Source organism: Amphritea sp. (genome assembly GCF_048266285.1).
Taxonomy (GTDB): Bacteria; Pseudomonadota; Gammaproteobacteria; order Pseudomonadales; family Balneatricaceae; genus Amphritea.
Genome location: NZ_JBLWZV010000017.1, coordinates 1 through 21,813 on the forward strand (window position 1 = coordinate 1; position 21,813 = coordinate 21,813).

The following is a 21,813-nucleotide window of genomic DNA, read 5'->3' on the forward strand; positions in this document are numbered from 1 at the left end:
GCATTCTACACCGCACAGCCAATGAGTCAACAGGATCAGCACGAAAAAGTTAAGATTTTGTGAAAAAGATTATTTTTTAAACAAAAAGCAACTCAAGCGCGGCTAATCCGCTGACTTTGGTCTCTGGACCAAGGGCCTAAAGCCCATCGCAACCGGAAGAAGACCCTATCAAAACACAAAAACCGCCTCTCGGCGGTTTTCATATTTTGCTTTTCTAACCAAGAACTAAGCTTCTATCGCTAATTAACCAAGCCCCTCGCTAGCATTAAAGCTCCAAGTCATTTTTATCGAAACGTAAACTTCCCGTTTTCAACATCAACACCAATTTCTGAACCGGGTAGATAGTTACCCGCTAGCAACTCCTGCGCTAATGGGTTTTCTATCCATTGCTGGATAGCTCGTTTTAATGGACGAGCACCATAGATCGGCTCAAAACCTACATCCACCAGCTTATCCATTGCCGTTGATGTTAGTGTTAATGTTAGCTCTCGCTCAGTCAGTCGTTGGCGCAGACGATTCAGCTGAATCTCTGCAATGCCTCTCACCTGATCTTTACGTAAACTATGGAAAACAACTACTTCATCGATACGGTTGATAACCTCTGGACGGAAGTGATTACCAACAACTTCCATCACCGCACTCTTCATTAAGTCGTAATCGTCATCATCACTAAAGTTCTGAATCAGATCGGAGCCTAAGTTAGATGTCATCACCACAATGGTATTACGGAAATCCACGGTGCGCCCTTGACCATCAGTCAGCCGACCATCTTCCAATACCTGTAATAGTATATTGAAAACATCTGGATGCGCTTTTTCGACTTCGTCCAGCAGCAACACGGAATAAGGTTTGCGTCGTACAGCCTCTGTTAGATAACCACCCTCTTCATAACCCACATACCCTGGAGGGGCCCCAATAAGTCGAGCGACAGAGTGCTTCTCCATAAACTCGGACATATCGATCCGCACCATCGCGTCTTCAGTATCAAACAGAAAACCAGCCAAGGCTTTACATAGTTCAGTTTTACCAACACCGGTTGGCCCAAGAAATAAGAATGAGCCGTTGGGGCGATTAGGATCCGATAAGCCTGCCCGAGAACGGCGTACCGCATTAGATACCGCACGCACCGCTTCTTGCTGACCGATGACCTGCTTATGCAGCGCATCTTCCATGCGCAACAGCTTTTCACGCTCACCTTCCAGCATTTTCGACACAGGAATACCTGTCCAGCGGGACACAACTTCTGCGACTTCCTCCTCACCAACTCGGTTCCTCAAGAGCCGATTTTGCTGAGGCTGATCTTCAACATCGGCAGCGGCTTGTAACTGTTTTTCCAGCTCGGGTATCACACCATACTGCAATTCGGACATACGACTCAGATCACCTGAACGCGTGGCTTGTTCTAACTCGGTTCGCGCTTGGTCCAGTTTTTCCTTGATCTGTTGAGAGCCTTGTAAGACGACTTTCTCGGCCTTCCAAATCTCTTCTAAGTCTGAATACTCTTTTTCGACCACATCAATATTGGACTGCAGCTCTTCTAAACGCTTAATTGCAGCCTGATCTTTCTCTTTTTTAAGCGCTTCACGCTCCATTTTCAGCTGAATTAAACGTCGCTCAAGACGATCCATGCTCTCAGGCTTGGAATCGATCTCCATACGAATGCGGCTACCCGCTTCATCGATCAGGTCGATCGCTTTATCCGGCAACTGACGATCAGTGATATAACGCTGTGACAGTTTTGCGGCAGCAATAATCGCTGAGTCGGAAATATCCACCCCATGGTGAATCTCGTAACGTTCTTTTAGGCCCCGAAGAATAGCAATGGTATCTTCTTCACTTGGCTCATCCACCAGCACCTTTTGGAAACGACGCTCAAGCGCAGCATCTTTTTCGACATACTGGCGGTATTCGTCAAGCGTTGTCGCACCGACGCAATGCAATTCACCCCGCGCCAGTGCAGGCTTGAGCATATTACCCGCATCCATTGAGCCTTCACCTTTACCGGCACCGACCATCGTATGCAGCTCATCAATAAAGAGAATCACCTGACCTTCCTGCTTAGACAGCTCATTAAGAACCGACTTAAGCCGCTCTTCAAACTCACCTCGGAACTTAGCACCGGCAATCAGCGAGCCCATATCCAAAGAAAGCACGCGCTTATTCTTGAGCCCTTCAGGTACTTCGCCGTTAATAATCCGCTGCGCTAAACCTTCAACAATGGCGGTTTTACCAACGCCCGGCTCACCAATCAATACCGGATTATTTTTGGTTCGACGTTGTAGCACCTGAATCGTCCGGCGAATTTCATCATCCCGGCCGATGACAGGGTCGAGCTTGCCTGATTCAGCTTTTTCAGTAAGGTCTACGGTAAATTTATCCAGCGCCTGCCGGTTTTCTTCTGCATTTTGGTCATTCACGCTATCACCGCCTCGCATTTGTCCAATCGCTTGCTCTAGCTGCTGCTTTGTTACACCGGCAGCTTTAAGCAGTTTACCGACACCGCTCTTATCTTCCAGCATCGCCAACACAAAAAGCTCACTGGCAATGTATTGATCTCCGCGCTGCTGGGCGAGCTTATCGGTCAGATTAAATAACTTACCCATGGCAGGAGAAAAGCGCACTTCCCCATCACTATTAGCCACTTGCGGTAAATCACTGAACAGCTGCTGTGCCGCTGAATGAATTTGATTAACATTGGCGCCAGACTTAGCCAACAAAGGCTTTACAGAACCACCCTGCTGGTCGAGCAGCGCCAACAAAAGATGAACCGGTTCTATATAGTTATGATCTTTGCCCACCGCGAGGGATTGAGCATCCCCTAGGGCTGATTGTAATTTACTTGTAAAACGTTCGGGTTGCATTGTCCCCTCCTGATCTGTTTCACCCTACCTGTTATGCGCTTTGAATAAAGCTGACGGAGGGCTGCGTTCTCTTACTCATCTAAGTATGGGTAGATCGGGAGGAATTCAAGGCTATATGAGTAATTGCTTATATATTTATAACGTTATTTGGACGAGGTTTTCTTGCGACTGCCGCAACCCGAACAATTACTGCAACCGTTACTGCTACATTTACGGCTGAAGGTACGATAGAGATAACGGGAAAACCATGCCCCGAGTAACACCACCACAATCACCAATACTATCCAGTCGAACAGTGTCATAGCGCCACCCTCCTAACTATATCCACAATGAAGCCACGGTATATACTAACCAAGACCCCGTCCAAGCCAGCACCAAGCCCATCAATATTGATACACCCGCCCAACGCCAACTCCCCGTTTCTCGCCGAATAGCTGCGATGGTAGCAAGACAAGGCATATACAATAAGGTAAATACCATTAACGCTAAGCCCGATGCCGGTGCTAGCGCACTCCCCAAGGCGGCCTGTAGTCCGGTCATATCATTCATATCGGTTTGATAAACAACCACTAGCGATGCAGCAATCACCTCTTTTGCAATAAAACCAGACAGTAGAGCGACCGTCTCCTGCCAACCGAACCCCATCGGCGCAAACAACGGTGCGACAAAATGGCCTAGCTGCTCCAACCACGGAGTGCCTTGCATCGGGAAGCTCTGTAATAACCAGATGAGGACAGAGCCGACCAGAATCACACCACCGATCTTACGCAAGAAATCAGATGCCTTATCCCAAACATGCAGCAGCATTGAGCGTCCGGAAGGAAAACGCCAAGGCGGTAACTCCATAATAAAAGTTTCATCATGCTGTGAACTAATCGTACGAGCCAGCAATGCCGCGACCGTAAACGCCACTAAAATGCCCAACATATATAAACCAAATAGGACACTGCCCGCATGATCAGCAAAGAAGATTCCCGCCAATAACACATACACCGGCAACCGGGCAGAGCAACTCATAAACGGATTGATCAAGATAGTGATCAGCCGAGCACGCGGCTCTTCAATAGTTCTCGCAGACATAATCGCCGGGACATTACAGCCAAACCCCATGACCAATGGCACAAAAGCTTTACCATGCAAGCCGACTTTACTCATCAAATTATCCGTGAGAAATACCGCTCGAGCCATATAACCACTCTGTTCCAGCAAAGCGATGAAAAAGAACAGCAACACCACATTTGGCAAAAACACCAACACTCCGCCAACTCCTGCAATCAACCCTTCAACAATGAGGTTTTTCAACAGTGAGGGGGGCATCAACGCGCCTACTTGTTGCCCCACCCAACTAACCCCTGAATCTATCCAATCGGCCGGGTAACTACCCAAGGTAAAGGTTGCTTCAAACATAAGCCAAAGCAGGAAGAGAAAAATCGGCACACCTAACCAACGGTTCAGTGTCAGACGGTCAAGCCAATGATCGGCGGCAGACTGATCTTGATGCTCACTACTACTTTTATGTAATAAACCATGAATATAGCCATAACGCCCTTCGGCTATCATTTCCGCTAAGGATTCATCATGACGACTGGCGAGCATTTCTCGGATTTGTTGTCCGACTGCCACCTGCTTATCATTAGTAAGCGCAACGCTCCCACCGGATTCCAACCAACGAACCGCTTGCCAACGGGTCAAATCAACCGCCTCCAAAGCACAAATAGCACTCTCAATATGGGGCTCATAAGTGATGACGAGAGGCTCCTCCGGTTGCTCGACGTTTTCCAACAGCAAATCCATCAACACCGATATATGGCTATTACTGCGCCCATCGCTGCCCATCACGGGCTTAGCCAAGCCGAGACTCAGCTCCGCAATATCGATACTACCACCCTGTTTTTCCAGCTCATCGAGCATATTCAGCGCAATAACAACGGGCAGGCCTTGCTCTAACAGCTGCGACGTTAGCGCGAGATTACGGGCTAAGTTATTCGCATCGACAACATTCAAAATCAGATCGGGCGGGCTATCAATTAGGTAATCGCGGGCAACCATCTCCTCGACCCGACTATTCGCCAGCGAATAAATACCCGGCAGGTCGATAAAATGAAACTCAACCCCTCCCCACTCTTTATGACCTTCGCGACTAGTGACGGTAACACCCGCCATATTCCCGGTACGCTGCCGAGCACCTGTTAGCTGATTAAAGAGTGAGGTTTTCCCGCAGTTGGGGTTACCAATAAGCGCAACAGTATAGGATGGTTGATAATCAGACATTAGGGCTGCAACTCCACCTCAATATGGCTTGCTTCTTTGCTTCGCAGGCAGATCTGTTGTTTACCGATAGAGTAGACTCTGGGATTACCCAGTAAAGAGGTGGCTGCAACGGTGACTTTCAACCCTTTAAGCACGCCTAAGGCAACGAGTCGCTGGCGTAACGCATCAGGCCCCGCGATCGTTTTTATTCGCGCCTGCTGACGGGTTTTTAATTCGATTAGCGTCATCGAAATATCTCAAAAGTTAATGAGAATTATTATCATACTCGAGTCAAAATTAATCAACCGCCGACGATATAATTCCATTGACTCAGATCAGGTAATCCAGATGATACTCGCCATCCGCCCCGTCACACCCTCACGGCGATATGAAAAGAACTGCTCAGTCTGAGAGAAGGTGCAATATTGCCCACCCGTAATCTGCTGAACACCGGCGGCATTTAGGCGCAATCGAGCAAGCTGATAAAGATCTGCTAACCATTTATGAGGAGTAGCCGTTGCAACAAAGGCGCGGTTGGATGCCGCGATAACATCACAAAACTGAGATCGCACTTCATCGCCAACCTCAAACGCCTTTGGGCCGATCGCCGGGCCAAGCCAAACCAGTACATCGGCAGGGTCGGGGAAAACCGTTAAAGTTTGCTCCAGAACACCGTCGACAAGCCCTCGCCAACCCGCATGAGCCACGGCAACTCGCCCCCCCTTCGTGTCGGTGAAAAAAACGGGCAGACAATCTGCGGTCATCACTACGCAGGGCAGACCGACCTCATCCGTCCAACAGGCATCCGCTTCAACAACCCCGGCACCACTGGCTTTCACCACGCCAGTGCCATGTACTTGTGACAACCACTGTGGTTTCTTTTGCCATTGTAATTGCTGTCTCAACAATTCACGGTTTGCCGCTACTCGCTCAGGGGCATCACCAACATGATCACCGAGATTTAACGAGCGATACACGCCCTCACTACAGCCACCCAACCGCGTGGTTGTTAGGGCTCGAATATGCGGTGGCGCTGACCAATCGGCAGAAATCAATGTCACAGATCAGTCTCGTGATTCGCCGCATCTTTCTTAAGACGATTCAGTAGCCGTTGCATATCCTCCGGCAGATCGACCTCCCAAGACATCAGCTCACCGGTAGCGGGATGAAATAACTCCAAACGTTTCGCATGTAGCGCCTGACGTTGAAACTCTTTTAACTTGTTCAGCAGTTGTGGCGTCACTCCCTTAGGCAAACGGAAACGACCTCCGTAGAGCTGATCACCAACCAGTGGATAGTTGATATAAGACATATGCACGCGAATCTGATGCGTCCGCCCGGTTTCCAGCTTTAAGCGAATATGCGTATGGGCACGAAACTTAGTCAATACACGGTAATGTGTGACCGCTTCTTTCCCTAAACCAACCACCGCCATTTTCTGACGGTTACGGGAATGGCGACCTAATGGCTCATTAACCGTTCCACCGCCGGTCATAACACCCGCCACAACGGCTTCATATTCACGCCCCATCGAGCGATCCTGTAACTGAGAGACGAGTTCAGTTTGTGCCTGTATCGTTTTGGCAACCACCATCAACCCGGTAGTATCCATGTCTAAACGATGCACAATACCCGCCCGAGGCACCTGCGCGATATCCGGGCAATAATGCAATAAACCATTGAGCAGTGTATCTTCCCAATGCCCTGCCGCAGGATGAACCACTAGGTTAGCCGGTTTATTGATGATCATGATATCGTCATCTTCATAGACGATATCCAACGGCATCTCAACCGCCTTATACTGATCGATGACATCAAGCTCGGCATCAACCTCTAGCTGTTCACCGCCAAATAATTTGTCCCGGGGCCGTTTTACCTGACCATCAACGGTCAAAAAACCATCCTTAATCCAGCCTTGCAGCCGCGAACGGGAGTAATCGGGGAAAAGTTCGGCGACAGCCTGATCTAATCGTTTGCCAATCAGATCATCAGATACTGTAGCGCTAAGTTGAACCTTCTCAGTCATGGTTTATCTAACTCTCGGAAAAATTAAGAAAATATGGGCTTTAATCGCAAGGAAAACGCAGAGACGCTTTGGCTTGCCATTCGGTTATGGTTAAATAGGCCGAATTAATTTTGCACAGTATACCCGAAACGAACAGTAGCCGCTGTTAACTCACGGGAAACTCTCACTTATAGCAGGATAAATGTTTATGCGCCTGGCAAAGTTGCTCGCAATTATTTCGATCACCCTGATAGCATCGGGTTGTTCATGGTTTGGTGGTGACGAGAAAGAGGCCCCGGATGTTCCTGAACAACAGCTCTATCAGGAAGCTCTTACTCTGCTTGAGGGAGAAAACTTCGTTGCTGCCATTGAAAAGCTGCAACTCCTCGAAGCCCGTTATCCTTTTGGCCAATTCTCAGAGCAAGCCCAGCTTGAACTGATCTACGCCTATCATAAAAACTATGAGCCCGAAGCGGCTAGGGCAACCGCGGATCGTTTTATCCGTCTCAACCCTAACCACGAAAACTTGGATTATGCTCTCTACCTCAAAGGCCTAACCGCTTTTGAAAAAGACCGTACCTTCTTCGAAAAGTACCTACCCATCGATGAAACACAACGGGATCCCGGTAGCGCGCTCGACTCATTCCAAAGCTTTCAACAGTTGGTTTCTCGCTTTCCGAATAGCCAGTATGCGCCCGACGCACAAAAGCGGATGACGTATCTGAAAAACCGCTTAGCAACTCACGAAATGCATGTCGCCCGCTACTATGTTAAGCGTGAAGCTTGGGTGGCTGCGGCGAACCGTGGGCGCTATGTCATCGAGAATTATCAGCAAACGCCTGCCGTACCGGATGCATTATCCGTGATGGTACTGGCTTATAACGAACTAGGCATGACGGATCTTGCGGCAGATTCACAAGCCGTATTGGATGCCAACTTCCCCGACTATCAATCCAACATCCAACTGGCGAAAAAAGAATCACTGCTGAATACCGCGACCTTCGGCCTGCTTGGAAACAGCGAAGCATCTCGCCCGGTGCAACAGCCTCAGAACAAACCAGCGACAACACAAGAGCGCTCTTGGTTTAGTCGTCTGACATTCGGTCTGTTCGATAGCGAAGAAAAAACCGCTGAATAATTGCACTAATCGTTACACAAGGCGCCAATCGGCGCCTTTTTTATACTCAACGCTGCCCAATCATGGTGCAAACCCAAACCCGCAAAAAAAGCACTTCACAGCCTCCCAGATTTTCACTTAGAATGAATGGCAGACCCACACCCAGACCATGAGAGTTGATAATGGACAGAGCTTCAATTGTTGCAGCGATGCAGGTTAAACCTCAGATCGATACCGCAGCAGAGATCGAACGCCGAATTGATTTTATTAAAGACAAACTGCTTGCCAGTGGCTGCAAACATCTCGTTCTAGGAATTAGCGGCGGGGTAGATTCAACGGCCTGTGGCCGTCTCGCGCAACTGTCAATTAAGCAACTGAATCAAGAAAGTAACAGCAACGATTATCGTTTCATCGCGGTGCGCTTACCCTATAACACACAGCAGGATGAGGAGGATGCTCAGGCCTCTGTTTCCTTTATAGCGCCCTCAACCTGCCTCACGGCTAATGTTCAGCCCGGCGCCGACGGCATCCATTCAGCCACCCTCAGCGCCCTTGAAGCGGCCGGTATTGATGCCGGCAATCCTGCCCATATCGACTTCTCGAAGGGTAATGTAAAAGCCCGTGTCCGTATGGCCATACAATATGAAATTGCCGGTCTACTGGGTGGTCTTGTGTTGGGAACCGATCATTCAGCGGAAAATATCACCGGTTTTTACACCAAACATGGTGATGGTGCCTGCGATCTCGCCCCTCTATTTGGCTTGAGCAAACGCCAAGTTCGAGCGTTAGCAGAAGCCCTAGGGGCACCGGCACAGCTTATTCACAAAACGCCAACTGCAGACCTAGAATGCGATGCGCCACAAAAAGCCGATGAAGCGGCGTTGGGGTTAAGCTACGACCAGATAGATGACTTTCTCGAGGGTAAACCGGTCAGCCAGGAAGTTGAAGATAAGTTAATCAGTATCTACCTTAAAACCCAGCATAAACGCCAACCTACGCCCACCCTCTACGATTAACCAACAGACAAAGCAAAGGCCTCATTTGAGGCCTTTTTCATTTTACGCTTTAGGTTACACACGCCCCATCAATTGATAAGGCGCGGGATCAATCACCGGCTGCCGCTGCAACAGGATATCTCCCAACAAACGAGTAGAGGCCGGTGCCAGCACCAAACCATTACGGTAATGGCCCGCGTTAATATATAAATTATCATACCCGGGCACCGCGCCAATATAAGGCACCCCTTCAGGGGAGCCTGGCCGTAAACCCGCCCAATGATGCTCTAACTCAACATCCTTCAAGGCTGGACAGATATTCAGCGCAGTCTGATAAAGCGACTGCTTTACGTCTTCAGTGGGCTGCTTATCGAAACCCACGCGTTCCAATGTGCTGCCCACCAGAATACGTCCGTCATTACGGGGTATCAGATAGCGGTTCTGCATCAGCACTACACGATTAATCAGCCCAACCGGGGCTTTAAAAATCATCATCTGACCTTTAACCGGTTCAACCGGCAACTCAATGTTTAACGGTGCCAGCAACTCACCACTCCAAGCCCCTGCAGCGACAATAACTTTATCACCATAAAGTGCTCGATCCGCCAGCTGCACACCGATAACCGCTTCATTCTCGACGATAAGATTCATCACGCGGCTTTGTTCGACCAAATCAATATTCGTAGTGATCTCCATACTCCGACGTAAAGAACGACCTAAGCGCGGGTTGCGTATACTTCCCACCTCTGGCATCCACAATGCTGAATCACAGTTTGGCGCCAAATTAGGTTCTTTTTGATAAAGAAAATCACTGCTAACCCGCTCCATCGGTTTTTGATATCGACGCCCCCAAGCCAGGGCTTCATCGGCATCATCCACTCCGACCATAAACATCCCCTTGAGACGCAACTCAGGATCTAGCCCGGTTTCCTCAAGTAACTGCTGCGATAGATGGATATAGCTACTCTGAGACCAGGTCGCTAACGCCGTGACTGGATCAGAATAACGCCAAGGGTAAAGCGGTGAAACAATCCCCCCACCCGCCCAAGACGCCTCCTGAGCGCAATTATTCATCTCCACCAGCGTGACGTTCGCACCCGACTGAGCCAGCTCTCTAGCCGTCAGCATTCCTATCACACCTGCACCAATTATCAGGTAGTCAGACATTTCTAAGCCTTATGGTTTGTACAAAAGAGAGACAAGTATATAAAAAACGCGCCCTAGGCGCGTATTTTTATTCTGAAAGAGAACAGACCAGTAGAAATCACCAACAATCCGTCTCAGCAGCACCTTTTTGCCCAGTATGGGTAAGCGTCATGTTGCCACACCGATCACCCGCCATGCCATTTTTAGGCGCCGCCCGAAGCGTATATGTTGTGGCTGTAGAGGCTGGCACAGACAAATCATAATACTTATCCGTGCCATCTCTAGGCGATTCGTTAAACGGCAGAGCTGCACCGGTATAAGCACCACTCACTGTATAATGCCGCTCGAGGAATTGAGCTAAAGAGGTTAAGCTTCCCTGAGCGTCAACTCGCCGACTTTGAGCCACCTGTTCACGGTAGCTAGGATAAGCAATGGCAGAAATAATTCCAACAATAGCGACAACGATCATTAGCTCTATTAATGTAAAGCCTTGCTCCTGCTTTATTTGAATCATCGAATCTCTCTCCAACCTTTCCGTCCTTCGCTAAACGTTCCATTAAATTCGGGGCAGCTAATACTGTCGCTACTGCTACTACTCAAACAAGCCCTAACAGTCCCTCCAGTAGTTGGATCTGCTTCTTTCACAAAAGAACCATCTCCTAGGTTTGTAAACCCACCAGCGCCCTGATTAAGCATAACACCTGAACCGACTGTCGACTCAGTAGTAGTATTACCATTGATGTCCGTTACTGGTACATCGACTAAATCATCAACGGTAAATGCACCATCACCATTATAATCAAATGTCGTGTTATCCAGCGCAGCGCCTGACTCATAATCCAGTGACATAATCCAGCTACTGCCTCCAGCCGCACAGGGGTCTGAAGAAGGAATTTTAGTCGCAAACAATACCTGCCCAATACGCAAAACCGGCCGAGTATTAACAAGTTCACCTATGCCTCCAGGCCCACCATTCGAAGTTGACCACTCAAGATCCAAGTACCAGCCTTTTTTATTCGAAGTGTAATCAAAAGGGGTATCGCTCGTCACACGAACCCCATTACTTCCGATCGTACCTTCATAAAGGATTTCTTGTTTCAAGAGACCACCGCGACCACTAATAACTTCACCGGTGTCCCACACCCCATAAAGTGTTTGAACCTGAGGCGATGTTCCAACATCGTTGTCATTACTCTGATAGTAACTACCGGTACCAAACAACACCATGTGACGACCACCACTATCAAAAGCGGTATTAATTGGCCCAGTAATCGGCTGGACATTACCACTAACATCTTTTGCCACAAAAAATGGCACCGGAGTGGTCCCACTCAATAAGCCTGATGGCGGAGTCCACGATGAAGGTAATGATCCACTCATATCAAAACGCCAAACATTACCCAGTGTATCGCCAGCAATCACTCTATCGATAATGCCATCACGGTTTAAGTCAATCACAGAAGGTTGTCCCAATCCTCCGGTCGTCGGCACCACTAGATCTTTGATAATTGACCCATTAGCCACATTCAATATCCAGATATGTCCTTCGGTTGCTCCGTGAGAAAAACCGCTCGAGACGATCACACCAAACTTGCCATTGGGCAGAGGCGCAATAAATGGTTGCTGAATCAAAGCCCCCATATCTTCATGCTTAAACTCCCAAAGCACGTCATCCTTGGTCATATTTTCAGGGTCACTAATGTCTAACAAAGATACACCAGCACCACCTGCGCCTAAGGTTACCGCAGTAACGGTTTTCCACCCAGCGGTCACACCCGATGTAACGTCGGATGCGGCAAACCAAGCATCATAACTACGGGGAACACCATCAACGTAATAGCGGTGCCCATAGTCAGGATCGACCAACTCATAGAGATTACTGAATACACCAGAAGGTACATAAGCAAACAACTCTTTACCGCCGTTGCTGCCTAAAGTCCCATCAAATCCATGTAACATACCGTCATTCGCACCTACTAATATAATCGGTGGTTTACTCGTGTAGGTAGACGAATTTCGATAGGTAATATAAGCCTCACGTGTCGCAGTGGTAAACGGTGCGCCTAAACTACTAAAGCCATAATTTTTCTGCGAAACGTATTGAGGTGAAGAGTTAACGATGTCCCCTAAACGACTACCTCGCCGCCTAAACGGCTTAGATGTATTAGTCAGTGTTTGCTCTTCTGCGCGACTACCGCGCAAAAAATCTAAACGTTGCTGAGCAAGCGCTTCTGTAGTCAACGGACCACTCGCGGGAGTGATTCTTAGCATCTCCCGCTGTTCCGATGACAGATCAGACCACTGAAAATTCACACCACCAGTATTCAGTGTTATTCCAGTACTCGAATCTTCCACGGCGTAGGTGCTGGTGAATATTTTACGGCTAGCCAAATCAGATTCAGCCACGGCATCGAGTGTATCTGCGGCGCTCCAAGTATTAGCCGTAGCCAACACCCCCGAAGGGCTAATTTCAAGGGCCGTCAGGTCACCTGACCACAGCGTCGAATCCATCAACGCATTAAACAGTGCCGAGTCAGTATCGAGACGGGCGCTATTAGCGGTCAAAGCGGAGGCTGCACCTTTAACCGAAGCCGCAATTGAAGCAAATGCATCCGTTAAACCATCCACCATTTTGCGAGCATCACCTGCAGTATAAAAGTTATCCGCTCTCTTATAATTACTACCTGATTCATCAGGATCTAACACATCTGTATTGGTATACCACCACCATTCAGGCAGCGGGGCTGTTCGTGAATAAGGATCACCTAAACTTTGTTCATTACACTCAGTTCCCGTCGGAGTATAACTTGCATAAGAACAACTAGGATGTTTACGTACGACGAAACCACCATACTTAGCTGTTAACCAAAACTGATTATATTTAGAATTTCGTAAATATTCATTTTCTAGAACATCCACCCAATATGTTTGAATGGTTTGTGTACCGGTAAAATCAACCGGGCGTTGATCGACGGTATTGGCATCATAAGCAAGGCCAGCCATAAACGCAGAGTTATTTCGGCCAGAATAATTCGAACCGGTACTAATACTTATACCTTCAAGTGCTGCAATTTTATTAGTCGCTGTGATTACATTGACCGTCGAGTCACTAGAGACTTCTGTCGGTTTTGTCGGTTCATCAACGCCACTGGTGCTACCCGGCAAGTTTTTATCCCTGTGGGTATTCACATCGCCAATACCCAAAACGACATTTTTTTGACAAGCATATTGAATGGGGTCATCCCAGCTACGAATAACCGGGAAACCATCCACCCATTTCGTTCTCTCGGTACTACCCGGCGATGAATTATGTGCTGGTGTTTTTGTATAATACTCGTCAATGCTTCCTTGATGCTTATAATAACGCAGAGCCGAATAATACAGTTCGCTCACAGGATCATAGCTTTTAAAAGAGTTATTATTTAACTGACCAAACTTGTTCAGATAGTTAAGTACACCGCTATCAGAGATAGAAGTACCATAATAAGTGTTTGTATCTGTCGCATCAGATGAGTCTGGATTTCGAACCATTATCCCAGTATCCGGATCCCACTCCTTATTAGCGTTTGCAATGATTCCCAAGGTAGGGTCTAACTCTGCGGGCCCAACAAATTTCTGCCGGGCTCGAAGAACACCACCATCTCTAAGATAATTTGAATCGTTCAGATAACCAAAAATACTATAACGAATATTGTCTGAATAGCGCTGAATCAGCCCTTCTGGCTTCCAGTTACTACCATATTGCTTACAATTATCTTCAACACCAACACTGGAGTCACAAACCTTTACCCGCACCGTTGTACCAAAAGTATTAGTTGATCTTGGATCATAAGCAATAGAGCTTGAACCAGATCCTGAATATGAAACAACCCGCAACGCATCAACATAATATTCATGCCCGCCGTGAACATACAATCGATTAAAGGTGCTATAACTAGTATCTGTATTGCTAGTAACCGTCGCCAATTCTAATCCGCTACTGTTATAAACAGTTAACTTAAGCTTGTCACCAACTTCACTTTCAAAAACAAACCGATACCATTCATCAGTGGGGCGTGTCCAAGAGACATTACTACTGATCGTACTACCTGAACCACTATTCCGCTTTTCAATACGAATGCTATTCCCTGTAATGCTCAGACCATAACCATTAGCGTTACTATCAGACAGAGCTAAACGATCATTTTGACCACTTTGCGTTCCCACTGTCGGTCGGTAGATCCAACCTTCAAAAACAAAGCCGTCGAAATCTACAGTTGATGACAGTCCTTTATAACCGCCATTAGGATCATTATTATCTATTTTTTTAAGCGAATACCCTCCTGACTCATAAGACTGTGTTGAACTGCGTATTACGTTGCCACTTGAGTAATTCGACCAACCAGAGCTAAAATCGGTATCCTCTAACACAACAGCATAAGACGATCCCGTTGTCGTATTAGAAAACCCATGACCCGAAGGCAGAGTAAAATGCATCTGATTACCTAAACCACCAACGTCTGTTCTAAAGGTACTGGTGGAAAATGGCGTGGCATTATTAACGACGGATGCACCACTCAAATATCGATCATCAAAATAGTTATTTTGACCGCTATGCCGAGCTTTTTCTACCCAAGTTTCAGTGACGGTGTCTTTAACACGATAACCCCCTGTCAACGCCCAACGGAAAGGATCTATCGTCTGGGTCGTTGCCCAGTTTAAAAAATTACCACTCCAGACATCGCCCGGGCATTTGTAATTAGTCGTAGTACTAACTGGATAAAAATGCCTATCTGCCTCTACGGTATCGTATTGATAGCGATAACACTTTTTTGAATCAAAATAGCCAATGCTTTCACTATTTTCATCATAGTTACCGAGGTTAGCCGCACTCAAAACCGTAGGCCACTCGACTGAAGGCACTAAGGCTAAATTCCCGGGTACATTACCCTGACCTAAAAATAGAGGTACCTGAGCTACGGTAGAAGCAACACTAGGAAGTGACAACATGCTGGCAACAGCAACAACAGCGCTAATTAAAAAATACCGATTTGTATCTTCACGTTGTTTGATTAAACGCTTCATTGAAAAGTCCTCCATAGTGTCGTAGGCAAACCTACTCTTCCACTACGTATATTGATTCGAGTTGCACTTCGGATTGCCCAGATAACCCGTTCGACGATGCTGTCACCTTAATCACAGCCCCTGAAGGCTCTGCATCCATAGATGTGCTCACATAGATATCGGCCAGTAACTCTGCATCCCACGATGGTGTTTCATTGGCCGAAAACGAGGAAGCATAGGTACCACTACTGGAATTGTCCGCATCTAATGTCCCAGCAAAATAGTCGCTCCGAGCTTGGCTTTCACCTTCCCTTAGCGCTGCCTCTGCAGCACTAAACGCTGAATTTCTGTCGCGGAGATTACCCGCCATTTTTTCCTGCACGCTAGTACCTTGCATTGAGCTTATGCCAATGAAGGATAAAATTAATAAAAAGATGAGGGAGATAATAAGTACAGCCCCTCGTTCCTTTTCTTTATATACAGAGACGCGGTCATATATCATGGCAATCGATTCCTCAGCGCAACGGTGGTCGAGAAATTATGAATAATATCCTCATTTTGCACAGTAACATTGACCCTCACAGCAACAACATCATCCCAGTCAGAAACGACGTCGGCATCTGACGTATAATCCACAGCAGAGCTAGCCCCAGAGACTACACCATAAAGAAATGCTAAATCCGTAACTCCTTCGACCAACTCTTCATCATTCGCCACACCATTATCATAATGAACGCTCCTCAACGCAGTAGCCGAAAACGCCCCGCTCCCAACATAATACAAAGCACTAGAGAGCTGAGAGATATCCGTACTGCCAGTACTAATATAAGCATGGCTTAATGGCTGACCGGACACCGCCTTGTTACCAATCTTAGCATCACCCGTAGCACTACCACGCTTAACAGAAGCGCTATTGGTGGCGGCCGTATTTTGAAATAGATCACACCCGGCCGCATCGGATAGAAGAAGAATCGCCCCCTGCACAACCCCACCAGTAACCGGGAATGTTGTATCAGTTGAATCAATATTGGCTGAAAGAACAACACCAGAAGCATCAGCAGCATGTTTGACAATAACAAGATCAGTATTCGCCTGATAACCCGTTAAATCACCGACAAAAAACTCGCCGGCAGCATCAGTCCAGCCTTTGATAGGATTATTCAAATCATAAGCATCCGCTTCATAATCACTATCGGCAGTGTTAATTACATCAACAACATCTCCCCAACAATTACTCCTATTACCAGTATTACGTAAATCTTCTGCCAATATTTCCAAGGCAAAACGACCATTTTCCTGCACCCGAGACAACGCGGCAGTACTGTTAAAACTTGCCGAGCTACTCATGAAAACAGCTAAAACACCACCTATTATAAATAAACCTAAAACCAGAGCGATCATCAGCTCTATCAGACTGAAGCCACTTTCTCGTTTGTTAGGTATCGATGCCAACATCAATTAAAACTCCATCTGATAGCTAAAGTTGGTCAACACACTATCACTGTTATCATTTTCGCCCCGGATACGAGCTCGATTATCATTCCAACCAATAGTAATGGTTGCTTTTCTATTGGGTTTATCTAATAGCAAGCTTCCTACAGCGTTCACACCTAGCGCAGCAACAACTCTTCCATCCCACTCGGCCCGGTCACCTCCTTGACCATTATCATAATCACCATTAAGGGCTGAATTAGGCGCCGCTCTTATACGATCGGCGAGATCATAGGCTAAGAAGGTTGCTTGGGAGCGATTATAGGAGCCATTATTACTTTTCAGTGCCATCGTCTGTAATGCTGCAACCGAGAGCAACCCGACCGAAATAATAACAACCGCGATCAATACTTCGATAAGTGACGATCCCCTTTCAGCCGCTCCTCGCTTAACCTTATAGCCTGATATCATGGGCATACACCTTCTTGCAACGCTGTGCTTCCGCTACCATTTACCGAAAGGCAACGACTGTCACTACTATTTTGAATCTGAATACTCCCAGTCGTTGTTGCCCTGCCTGAACGCTCAAACACAAGACCGTTAGCAGCGCCTGACACGGTAATAGCAACCGCCTCCCACATTCTAACAACGGTCACATCCGCTGCTGTTTCCAAATCGGCTCCTTGCTGTGTCACTACCACCCAGCCACTACTCCAGTCGGCACCAAACTGGCAGGCGGTAAATGCAGCATTTGCACGGCAGACCGCAGCATTTGTACGCTTATCAAGGGCCTCAGACCGTGCCAGCTGAGTCGCGGTATTTACACTATGAGCCACTGCCCGAAGCGTATTAGATTCGATAACGGAATTAAAACTTGGAATACCAACCCCAAGTAAAATCCCCAAGACTACCAGCGTCACCATCAACTCAATCAGAGTAAACCCGGTTTGTTTCATTTTTAACAAAAGACCACCTTATACCATTCATCTATGAACAGTATAGATTGAAGCAAGCTCCTTTTGCTTATTGTATTGATTATATTTTAGTCAAACGAGCAACTATTAGTCCTTTAGGGCTACCCAAAACAGTGTATAGATGTCAAACAATGATGATTAACAGAATAAGACTAAACCAATTCAGTAATATCTGTAACTGGTTTAGCGCTTATATTTGAATAGGAAGGGGTTTCAGCCTAACCGAATACGTCCCGAAGAGTGAATAACCAGCGTTTTTTGTGATGTACTACCTGTAACGGAAATTGTGAAGGTACCAGTATCCGCCGTTGTACCAGCGGCGCTGAGACGAACTTGAGTTCGACCCGCAATGGAAACACTTACGCCAGCAGGGAAATCCACCTGTCTGAGACGTAAATCGTCCGTCGCAGCATAAGCCCCGTCACCATTCTGATCAATGTAAACCATAATGCCATCATCCCAGCTATTACCGCAGGTTCCAGCGTTTGGATCAAGCGGACACAGCGTCACCGACTTCTTGCCTGTCACCGCTTGGTAACGTGCTTGACTGTAACTGTCTTTTAATAATTGAGTAACGGTATTTAAACGCTGAGAATGAAGATAACCCGAGAGCGATGGCACACCCACCGTAATAAGAATCAACAGTACACTCAACGTAACCATCAACTCAATCAGCGTAAATCCCATCTGCTTTTTAATGTTCATATACGCTCCACTCACCAACAACCCGCTACACCAGCCGATCCGCTCGCGGTCTGCTTTCCTGATTGATCCAACCCCAGCGAGCCGCACTCATCGGAAGCTTGCCCACCAATAGGTCTGGCTAGCACACTAAAGCCATTTTTGTTCGGGCCACCGCTAAATTGATATCGGGTAGCCATATCTCCCTCGGTGACACAAGACGAAGCCATCAATAGATCATCATTTTTATCGCCATTGGCATCAACTAAGTTATAACCGAGATCAGCCGCGTACCGGCGCTCCATTTGTTGCGCCATATCCAGTAAACATAACCGGGCGGATTCTCGCCAGCTATTCTGAATATGCTGCATATAGGAAGGATAAGCTATCGCCACTAACAGCCCAACAATCGCCACCGCAATCATCAGCTCTATCAAGGTGAAGCCTCGTGTAGAGCGCGAACATGACAGGCCCATCAGTTACGCTCCAGGTAACGCCAACTAGCACGACCCGTATTTTCTGGCGCTAATTGAACACGATCGACATCGAGCTCATCATCATTATGGATACGCTGTAGACCATCGCCATCAACCAACTCCGTCACTCCGGTACCATTTCCTGCTCGCATACCTGAGGCACTTACTTTGGTAGTGCCATCAGCATCAGTGACCTTATCATCGTCATCGAAATCCCCATCACGGTTATAATCCACCGAAACATAACTGAGACGGCTGCCGGTATAGCGATTTAACTCCATTTCCCAACCGTATCCACCCGCCTCACATGGATCATTGGTATAGGTAAGGGTTGAAAAGATCACTCGAGACCCGCGCAGTACCGGTGTACTCAACACTCGCTCACCTAACTGATCAGGAGTACCTGTACTATTGGGCGTTTGTAAATCCATATACCAGCCCTGATCAGAACTATCGAGACTATTATTGGTTGTCAATCTCAGCTCGCGACTCTCGCCGTCAAAAGAGTAGAACCCTTGGGCATAGATAGATTGCTGTTGTAACGCACCGCGCCCCAAAGTAATCTCAGCACCGCTATCTACAATGCCGTAAAATGTTTGCAGACTTGTCGCTGACTTATCAGAAAATTCAAAATCCTTACCGGTACCAAAATAGATCATGTTATCGCCGGATGCATTCTCTGATACCGCCAAGCGTGAAGTGATTGGCTGAATCTCATCAGCATTACAGGACGTGCTTGTACACGCCTGAAAGACCTTATAATCCAATGACCAGTTAACAGGATCAACATCGTTCAGATCAAACTTCCAAACATTACCGTATAAGTCACCACCATAAATAACATTGACCGTTTGCCCATCATCACTGACCGGTGCAAGGGTCGACATACCATTCGGGCGATCCAGCCCTGTAGGGGCTTCATCTAAACCGACATTGGTGGACAATTTAATCAAGGAGGAGCCGCTATCCAATCCTTGCAGATAGATAACAGCATCACCTGACTGACTGGTGTGATCATCATTAACGGTATTGTTATAACCATTACCGAAAACAAGATACCACTTGTTATCGCGCAACTTAACAATAGCGGGACGAGCATAGCTGTAACCCATATCGTCATCATTCGCATCGGTAAACTCTAACTGAAAAATATCATTAGCATTGGCTTCTGAAAAACGGCTAGGATTGGTTACATCGAGAACATACACACCCTGTCCTCCAGCATTCAGCCCACCCGCTAACAGCGTGTGCCATGCTCCATCAATATAAGCATCTTGAACCGTTGGCGTGCCATCGACATAGTATCGATGCGTGTATTCGGTATCTGTCAACTCACTTAGCCCAGGCAACAACACCGATGGAATATAGGCTAATAACTCCTTACCGTCAGAAGCGCGAAAGCCATGCAGCATGCCATCATTTGCACCGACATAGATCATCGGCTCGCGGGAAGCATAAGTCTTTTTAAAGGCACGATAACTAGCCGAACTGTTATAAGCTGAAGGGCTAGCGACATAGATAGGGTTTGAGTGGACGATATCCCCGAGTAACGAATTGCGACTGCGATAACCGGAAACATGATCACCACGAATATAGTTCAGCTGGTTCTCATGTTGATTAAACCATGCTTGTTTCTCGTCACTCGTAAAACGATTCCAACGGAAAGCGAGTCCGCTGTTGCCTCTATTAGTTAAGATAACGCGGCTAGCGGGGGTAGGTAGTTCCTCAGCCGCCTCCCACGAAGGCGTATCACTCACCTCTAACAAACCCGTTGAGCTATTCACCGTCGTGCTATAAGCATTTAATTCACCGCTCCAATCCGTAGTATTAAAACTCGCCTGATAAATATCAAGCCCGCTGGAGACATAACCACTGTTAGCACTCAAGCGAGTACTACTGAAGGACTTACGACTAATATCGGCAAAAATACTTCTCAGTGAAGTAAGTAATTCATCCTCATTACCGGCAATAAGATACTCTCCATGTCCGTTTTCAGCGGCATCCTCCAGCATGGGAAAGTCAATATCGAAGCCCACTGTATAGGTATACATGTTTTGCAGGCCCGACAAACTGCTCATATCCGTATCCCAGCCGAATTTTGCTAAGTCATCTAAGTAATACCACTCACCACTAGAAGCGTAATAGTTTCCCTTTTTAGTTTTGACAACTTTTCTATCGTCATCACTTTCATCCCAATTCGGCAGTTTATCATCAGGATCATCAGGATCATTTAAGTTATTAAAATCATCATCATAGTAGGGTTCACCATCGGTAATCACAACCGTGAAATTTTTCTGGCATTGGCTGGTAATAGGTGATTCGTAGGTGCCATAAACTTTATCGTATTCATAATGGCCTCTCCTCTTCGAGCCAACCCAATGCTGATTAGTTAAAAGGTAATTTGAAAAATGCCCTTCCATACCTCTAAAATATCGCGTCACTTCATAATAAGCTTCAGCGATTGGCGTCCAATCTTCTGCCCTATATGTACCCAGCTTTGATATCAACTGATCTTTTGTGCTACCACAGCTGAGATCAATTTGCCCTCCCTCATCATCATTCAATCTAGCTAGCCCAATACGCATACCATCGCCGGATTGGACAACCGCTGTAGCTGCCGATATAGCCTGCGCCATTTTAGTTTTACCTGAAGAATAACCACTAGGGCGATCAGCCATACTCCCCGAAGTATCCATCAGCAACATAACATTAGGCTCTGCTGTTTCTGCTACATCAATCGGTACATTACTAATAGTGTAATCAGCAGCAATAGCCGAGGTAGCTACTATTGCAGAGGCAGCAACAATTAGCCTTAACATCCTTGTTCTCTTCAT

Annotated in this window: 18 protein-coding genes; 2 read left to right on the forward strand and 16 right to left on the reverse strand. The window is 47.0% G+C overall.

Annotated elements, in window-relative coordinates:
• Positions 1–284: 284 nt before the first annotated feature.
• The 6 genes from clpB to rluD all read right to left on the reverse strand — a co-directional run bounded on the left by clpB (position 285) and on the right by rluD (position 7,137).
• Complete coding sequence (gene clpB, locus ACN0T0_RS15495) at positions 285–2,861, reverse strand: ATP-dependent chaperone ClpB (protein WP_417227653.1); 2,577 nt, start codon at positions 2,859–2,861, stop codon at positions 285–287.
• Between the two features lie 143 nt (positions 2,862–3,004).
• The gene (locus ACN0T0_RS15500; RefSeq protein WP_417227655.1) at positions 3,005–3,163 is read right to left on the reverse strand and encodes a FeoB-associated Cys-rich membrane protein; all 159 of its coding nucleotides are present in this window, start codon (positions 3,161–3,163) and stop codon (positions 3,005–3,007) included.
• A gap of 16 nt (positions 3,164–3,179) precedes the next feature.
• Positions 3,180–5,132, reverse strand: a complete 1,953-nt coding sequence (gene feoB / locus ACN0T0_RS15505; protein WP_417227657.1) for a ferrous iron transport protein B — start codon at positions 5,130–5,132, stop codon at positions 3,180–3,182.
• Entirely contained in the window at positions 5,132–5,359 is a 228-nt protein-coding gene (locus ACN0T0_RS15510; RefSeq protein ID WP_417227659.1) for a FeoA family protein, read from the reverse strand. Before ACN0T0_RS15510 ends, feoB begins: the two co-directional genes overlap by 1 nt.
• An 87-nt stretch (positions 5,360–5,446) precedes the next feature.
• Positions 5,447–6,172, reverse strand: a complete 726-nt coding sequence (pgeF, locus tag ACN0T0_RS15515; protein WP_417227661.1) for a peptidoglycan editing factor PgeF — start codon at positions 6,170–6,172, stop codon at positions 5,447–5,449.
• Positions 6,169–7,137, reverse strand: a complete 969-nt coding sequence (rluD, locus tag ACN0T0_RS15520; protein ID WP_417227662.1) for a 23S rRNA pseudouridine(1911/1915/1917) synthase RluD — start codon at positions 7,135–7,137, stop codon at positions 6,169–6,171. The genes pgeF and rluD overlap by 4 nt, the downstream gene beginning before the upstream one ends.
• A 187-nt stretch (positions 7,138–7,324) precedes the next feature.
• Between rluD and ACN0T0_RS15525 the strand changes: the two genes are divergently transcribed.
• Together ACN0T0_RS15525 and nadE are read left to right on the forward strand one after the other, a co-directional pair.
• Positions 7,325–8,254: an outer membrane protein assembly factor BamD gene (locus ACN0T0_RS15525; RefSeq protein ID WP_417227664.1), complete on the forward strand. Its 930-nt coding sequence runs from the start codon at positions 7,325–7,327 to the stop codon at positions 8,252–8,254.
• A gap of 161 nt (positions 8,255–8,415) precedes the next feature.
• Complete coding sequence (gene nadE / locus ACN0T0_RS15530; RefSeq protein ID WP_417227666.1) at positions 8,416–9,249, forward strand: ammonia-dependent NAD(+) synthetase; 834 nt, start codon at positions 8,416–8,418, stop codon at positions 9,247–9,249.
• A gap of 54 nt (positions 9,250–9,303) precedes the next feature.
• On the opposite strand, the gene thiO is transcribed toward nadE, so the two are convergent.
• From thiO to ACN0T0_RS15580, 10 genes are all read right to left on the reverse strand, one after another.
• The gene (thiO, locus tag ACN0T0_RS15535) at positions 9,304–10,395 is read right to left on the reverse strand and encodes a glycine oxidase ThiO (protein WP_417227668.1); all 1,092 of its coding nucleotides are present in this window, start codon (positions 10,393–10,395) and stop codon (positions 9,304–9,306) included.
• A 97-nt stretch (positions 10,396–10,492) separates the two neighbouring features.
• A complete protein-coding gene (locus tag ACN0T0_RS15540; protein WP_417227670.1) occupies positions 10,493–10,888 on the reverse strand; it encodes a type IV pilin protein in 396 nt (131 codons plus the stop codon).
• On the reverse strand, positions 10,885–15,438 hold the full coding sequence (locus ACN0T0_RS15545) for a pilus assembly protein (protein WP_417227671.1): 4,554 nt from the start codon (positions 15,436–15,438) through the stop codon (positions 10,885–10,887). The genes ACN0T0_RS15540 and ACN0T0_RS15545 overlap by 4 nt, the downstream gene beginning before the upstream one ends.
• 31 nt (positions 15,439–15,469) lie before the next feature.
• On the reverse strand, positions 15,470–15,919 hold the full coding sequence (locus ACN0T0_RS15550; RefSeq protein WP_417227672.1) for a pilus assembly PilX family protein: 450 nt from the start codon (positions 15,917–15,919) through the stop codon (positions 15,470–15,472).
• Entirely contained in the window at positions 15,916–16,872 is a 957-nt protein-coding gene (locus tag ACN0T0_RS15555; protein WP_417227673.1) for a PilW family protein, read from the reverse strand. Before ACN0T0_RS15555 ends, ACN0T0_RS15550 begins: the two co-directional genes overlap by 4 nt.
• A gap of 3 nt (positions 16,873–16,875) precedes the next feature.
• On the reverse strand, positions 16,876–17,325 hold the full coding sequence (gene pilV / locus ACN0T0_RS15560; RefSeq protein ID WP_417227674.1) for a type IV pilus modification protein PilV: 450 nt from the start codon (positions 17,323–17,325) through the stop codon (positions 16,876–16,878).
• Positions 17,316–17,804, reverse strand: a complete 489-nt coding sequence (locus tag ACN0T0_RS15565; protein WP_417227675.1) for a GspH/FimT family pseudopilin — start codon at positions 17,802–17,804, stop codon at positions 17,316–17,318. The genes pilV and ACN0T0_RS15565 overlap by 10 nt, the downstream gene beginning before the upstream one ends.
• 231 nt (positions 17,805–18,035) lie before the next feature.
• Positions 18,036–18,527, reverse strand: coding sequence for a GspH/FimT family pseudopilin (locus tag ACN0T0_RS15570; RefSeq protein ID WP_417227676.1), 492 nt, complete (start codon positions 18,525–18,527; stop codon positions 18,036–18,038).
• 11 nt (positions 18,528–18,538) lie between these two features.
• Positions 18,539–18,979, reverse strand: a complete 441-nt coding sequence (locus tag ACN0T0_RS15575) for a type IV pilin protein (protein ID WP_417227677.1) — start codon at positions 18,977–18,979, stop codon at positions 18,539–18,541.
• Positions 18,979–21,813, reverse strand: a complete 2,835-nt coding sequence (locus ACN0T0_RS15580) for a pilus assembly protein (protein WP_417227678.1) — start codon at positions 21,811–21,813, stop codon at positions 18,979–18,981. The genes ACN0T0_RS15575 and ACN0T0_RS15580 overlap by 1 nt, the downstream gene beginning before the upstream one ends.

Coding starts and splice junctions, on each gene's coding strand:
- clpB (WP_417227653.1), bottom strand. CDS start 2,861: ATGCAACCCGAACGTTTTACAAGTAAATTACAATCAGCCCTAGGGGAT.
- ACN0T0_RS15500 (WP_417227655.1), bottom strand. CDS start 3,163: ATGACACTGTTCGACTGGATAGTATTGGTGATTGTGGTGGTGTTACTC.
- feoB (WP_417227657.1), bottom strand. CDS start 5,132: ATGTCTGATTATCAACCATCCTATACTGTTGCGCTTATTGGTAACCCC.
- ACN0T0_RS15510 (WP_417227659.1), bottom strand. CDS start 5,359: ATGACGCTAATCGAATTAAAAACCCGTCAGCAGGCGCGAATAAAAACG.
- rluD (WP_417227662.1), bottom strand. CDS start 7,137: ATGACTGAGAAGGTTCAACTTAGCGCTACAGTATCTGATGATCTGATT.
- ACN0T0_RS15525 (WP_417227664.1), top strand. CDS start 7,325: ATGCGCCTGGCAAAGTTGCTCGCAATTATTTCGATCACCCTGATAGCA.
- nadE (WP_417227666.1), top strand. CDS start 8,416: ATGGACAGAGCTTCAATTGTTGCAGCGATGCAGGTTAAACCTCAGATC.
- thiO (WP_417227668.1), bottom strand. CDS start 10,395: ATGTCTGACTACCTGATAATTGGTGCAGGTGTGATAGGAATGCTGACG.
- ACN0T0_RS15540 (WP_417227670.1), bottom strand. CDS start 10,888: ATGATTCAAATAAAGCAGGAGCAAGGCTTTACATTAATAGAGCTAATG.
- ACN0T0_RS15545 (WP_417227671.1), bottom strand. CDS start 15,438: ATGAAGCGTTTAATCAAACAACGTGAAGATACAAATCGGTATTTTTTA.
- ACN0T0_RS15550 (WP_417227672.1), bottom strand. CDS start 15,919: ATGATATATGACCGCGTCTCTGTATATAAAGAAAAGGAACGAGGGGCT.
- ACN0T0_RS15555 (WP_417227673.1), bottom strand. CDS start 16,872: ATGTTGGCATCGATACCTAACAAACGAGAAAGTGGCTTCAGTCTGATA.
- pilV (WP_417227674.1), bottom strand. CDS start 17,325: ATGCCCATGATATCAGGCTATAAGGTTAAGCGAGGAGCGGCTGAAAGG.
- ACN0T0_RS15565 (WP_417227675.1), bottom strand. CDS start 17,804: ATGAAACAAACCGGGTTTACTCTGATTGAGTTGATGGTGACGCTGGTA.
- ACN0T0_RS15570 (WP_417227676.1), bottom strand. CDS start 18,527: ATGAACATTAAAAAGCAGATGGGATTTACGCTGATTGAGTTGATGGTT.
- ACN0T0_RS15575 (WP_417227677.1), bottom strand. CDS start 18,979: ATGGGCCTGTCATGTTCGCGCTCTACACGAGGCTTCACCTTGATAGAG.
- ACN0T0_RS15580 (WP_417227678.1), bottom strand. CDS start 21,813: ATGAAGAGAACAAGGATGTTAAGGCTAATTGTTGCTGCCTCTGCAATA.